3 protein-coding genes and 1 pseudogene are annotated in these 3,472 nt (G+C 53.6%); all 4 read left to right on the top strand.

Features of this window, described 5'->3' with window-relative positions:
* A pseudogene (locus tag M0974_RS29995) lies at positions 1-580 on the top strand (ketol-acid reductoisomerase); the annotation flags it as partial.
* Positions 581-735: 155 nt separating this feature from the next.
* Positions 736-1,593, top strand: a complete 858-nt coding sequence (pssA, locus tag M0974_RS29990; RefSeq protein WP_297845518.1) for a CDP-diacylglycerol--serine O-phosphatidyltransferase — start codon at positions 736-738, stop codon at positions 1,591-1,593.
* Positions 1,594-1,657: 64 nt separating this feature from the next.
* Complete coding sequence (gene msrP / locus M0974_RS29985; protein ID WP_297845516.1) at positions 1,658-2,671, top strand: protein-methionine-sulfoxide reductase catalytic subunit MsrP; 1,014 nt, start codon at positions 1,658-1,660, stop codon at positions 2,669-2,671.
* A 1-nt stretch (position 2,672) separates the two neighbouring features.
* Positions 2,673-3,293: a protein-methionine-sulfoxide reductase heme-binding subunit MsrQ gene (gene msrQ, locus M0974_RS29980; protein ID WP_297845515.1), complete on the top strand. Its 621-nt coding sequence runs from the start codon at positions 2,673-2,675 to the stop codon at positions 3,291-3,293.
* Positions 3,294-3,472 lie beyond the last annotated feature (179 nt).

Here is a 3,472-nt window from a genome sequence, read left to right as displayed (position 1 = left end):
CCCTGACCTGATCGCGATCTACCAGGATGCGTCGGGCAACGCCAAAAATGTTGCACTGTCCTACGCTTCGGGTGTTGGCGGCGGTCGCACCGGTATCATCGAAACAACGTTCAAAGACGAAACCGAAACCGACCTGTTTGGCGAACAAGCTGTACTGTGCGGCGGTACCGTTGAACTGGTTAAAGCGGGCTTCGAAACACTGGTTGAAGCTGGCTATGCTCCAGAAATGGCTTACTTCGAGTGCTTGCACGAATTGAAGCTGATCGTTGACCTCATGTACGAAGGCGGTATCGCCAACATGAACTACTCGATCTCCAACAACGCTGAATACGGCGAATACGTGACGGGTCCTGAAGTCATCAACGCTGAATCGCGTCAGGCCATGCGCAACGCCCTGAAACGCATTCAGGATGGTGAGTACGCGAAGATGTTCATCAGCGAAGGTGCTACCGGCTACCCTTCGATGACCGCCAAGCGTCGTAACAACGCTAACCACGGTATCGAAATCATCGGTGAGAAACTGCGCTCGATGATGCCTTGGATCGGCGCCAACAAAATCGTCGACAGAACCAAGAACTAATACAGCTCTTAGGTTTTCGTTGCAGGAAAAACGCGGCTTCGGCCGCGTTTTTTCGTTTTGACATCCCGCTTCTGGTATAAAGCTGCATCGTTTGATAACGAACCTTCGTTGCAAACACCTATTGAAACTCTCCACCCCGCTGCAAGGTAATGTCCATGAGCGAACGTCCCGAAGAGCCAAACCAGGCCTCTGACGCCGAAAGCCTGCTACCGATCGATGAGCATATTGAAGAAGGGCATGATGCCGAAGGACGTAAAGTCCGGCATCGCGGCATCTACCTGCTGCCTAATCTGTTCACCACCGCGAATCTCTTCGCCGGCTTTTATTCCATCATCAGTTCGATGAGTGCGCAAAGTGCGCTGAGTGCCGGAGATCCGGCCACAGCGAGCAAGTATTTTGGCTTTGCTGCCATCGCTATTTTCATCGCCATGGTGCTCGACGGTCTTGATGGTCGAGTCGCACGCATGACTAACACGCAAAGCGCTTTCGGCGCCGAATACGATTCGCTGGCCGACATGGTTGCCTTTGGCGTTGCGCCGGCCTTGTTGGCATTTGGCTGGGCGTTGGGTGACATGGGTAAAGTCGGCTGGATGGTTGCGTTCATCTATGTCGCTGGCGCCGCATTGCGCTTGGCGCGCTTCAACACCCAAGTCGGCAAAGCGGATAAGCGCTATTTCATTGGCTTGGCCAGTCCTGCTGCTGCGGGCGTAGTAGCCGGGCTCGTCTGGTCGTTCAGCGATTACGGAATTCAGGGTTCGAAGATGTCGTTCCTGGTTGCGTTGTTGGTTGCGGCAGCTGGTATGTTGATGGTCAGTAATATCAAGTACAACAGCTTCAAGGAACTGGACCTCAAAGGGCGCGTGCCGTTTGTGGCTATTCTCGCTGTGGTATTGATATTTGCGGTCGTGTTCAGTGATCCGCCACGTATCTTATTGCTGATATTCCTTGCGTACGCAGCGTCTGGTCCTGTTCAGTATTTGCTGAGGCTGCGTCGTCATAAATCGGCTGAGTAAACTGTAATTTCCCTCATACTCCACAGTCTATTGGTGCACTGGTCCCCAACGCTGTGGAGTCATCATGCTAATCAGCCTGCCCTCGGCATCCGACTGTAAAGAGTCGGATGTCACGCCTGAATCCTTTTACTTCTCTCGTCGTGCACTGCTCGGAGGCTCTGTTGCCGCCTTGACAGTCAGCGCATTGCCGCGTTGGGCCGATGCTGCCGACCCGTCCCCTTATGCTGATGTCGAGCCTGGCACCGCGCCTGATTGGTTTAAAGCAAAGCTTTCCGACACCAAGTGGCAGGCGGTCACAGTGAAGGGCGAAGCCATCACGCCGTTCAAGGACGCGACTCACTACAACAACTTCTATGAGTTCGGAACGGACAAGGGTGACCCCGCTAAGAGCTCGGGTTCGCTGAAAACCGAACCCTGGACTGTTGTGATCGATGGAGAGGTGGGCAAGCCGGGTCGTTATGCGCTCGAAGACTTCATGAAGCCCTATCAGCTCGAAGAGCGGATTTATCGGCTGCGTTGTGTTGAAGCGTGGTCGATGGTTATTCCCTGGATGGGCTTTCCTCTGTCTGCACTCCTGAAGCAGGTAGAACCGACTTCGAATGCCAAGTACATCCGCTTCGAAACACTTCAAGACCCTAAGTCCATGCCGGGTCAGCGTTCTGATTTCGCATTGATTGATTGGCCCTACGCGGAAGGCTTGCGTCTGGACGAGGCGATGAACCCTTTGGCGATTCTTGCGGTGGGAATGTACGGTCGCGAGTTGCCTAACCAGAACGGTGCGCCGTTGCGCTTGGTCGTGCCATGGAAGTATGGCTTCAAGAGCGCGAAGTCCATTGTGCGGATCAGTCTGATGAGCGAGCAGCCCAAAACCACGTGGCAAACCATTGCGGCGAGTGAGTACGGTTTTTACGCCAACGTGAATCCGACCGTGGACCATCCGCGCTGGACCCAAGCACATGAGAGGCGTCTGCCAAGCGGGTTGTTTAGCCCGAATATTCGGCAGACGGAGATGTTCAATGGCTATGGGGAGGAGGTTGCCTCTTTATATGCCGGTATGGATCTGCGGAAGAACTATTGATATGCGTTACCCATTTTGGCGGATTGGCGTTTTTGCTGCGGCGTGCGTGGCACCCGTACTGTGGGTGTATCAGGCATGGATCTTTGCGTTAGGGCCTGATCCCGGCAAAGTCCTGGTTGACCGGCTAGGGCTGGGCACTTTGATTTTGTTACTGATCACGCTAGCGATGACGCCTTTGCAGCGCTTGAGTGGCTGGCCGGGTTGGATAGCTGTCCGCAGGCAGCTGGGGTTGTGGTGCTTTGCTTATGTCGTCATGCACATGAGTGCGTATGCAGTCTTTATTCTGGGGCTGGATTGGGCGCAGTTGGGTGTCGAGTTGGTTAAGCGGCCTTATATCATCGTGGGCAGTCTGGCTTTCTTGTGTCTCCTTGCTTTGGCGGTGACCCCTAATCGCTACAGTCAGCGTCAATTAGGCCTGCGATGGAAGAAGCTTCATCGCTTGGTGTACCTGGTTCTTGGGTTGGGGTTGCTGCATATGCTTTGGATTGTTCGGGCGGACCTTAAAGAGTGGGCTCTTTATGCAAGCATCGGCTCACTGCTGTTGTTGCTCCGGGTACCAATGATTGCTAGGCGGATTCCCCGGTTAATAGGACAAAAGCGATCAGTTGTTACAAAGGTGTGAATAACCCTTGACGTAACTTTTTCTGGGCCTATAATTCGCACCTCTTCCGGAGCAGATGAAACGGAAACTCCTTGGTAATCAATGAGTTAGCCAGTTAGTTAGCGAGGAAGAGGCTTTGATCGCGGTGATCGAAAGCGGTGAAAAAAGGCAGTTGACAGCGAGTTGAAACGCTGTAGAAT

Source organism: Pseudomonas sp. (assembly GCF_026224925.1).
In the GTDB taxonomy this organism is placed as follows: Bacteria; Pseudomonadota; Gammaproteobacteria; order Pseudomonadales; family Pseudomonadaceae; genus Aquipseudomonas.
Note: the sequence above shows the minus strand (reverse complement) of the source record. Positions and strands in the feature narration are given on the sequence as shown.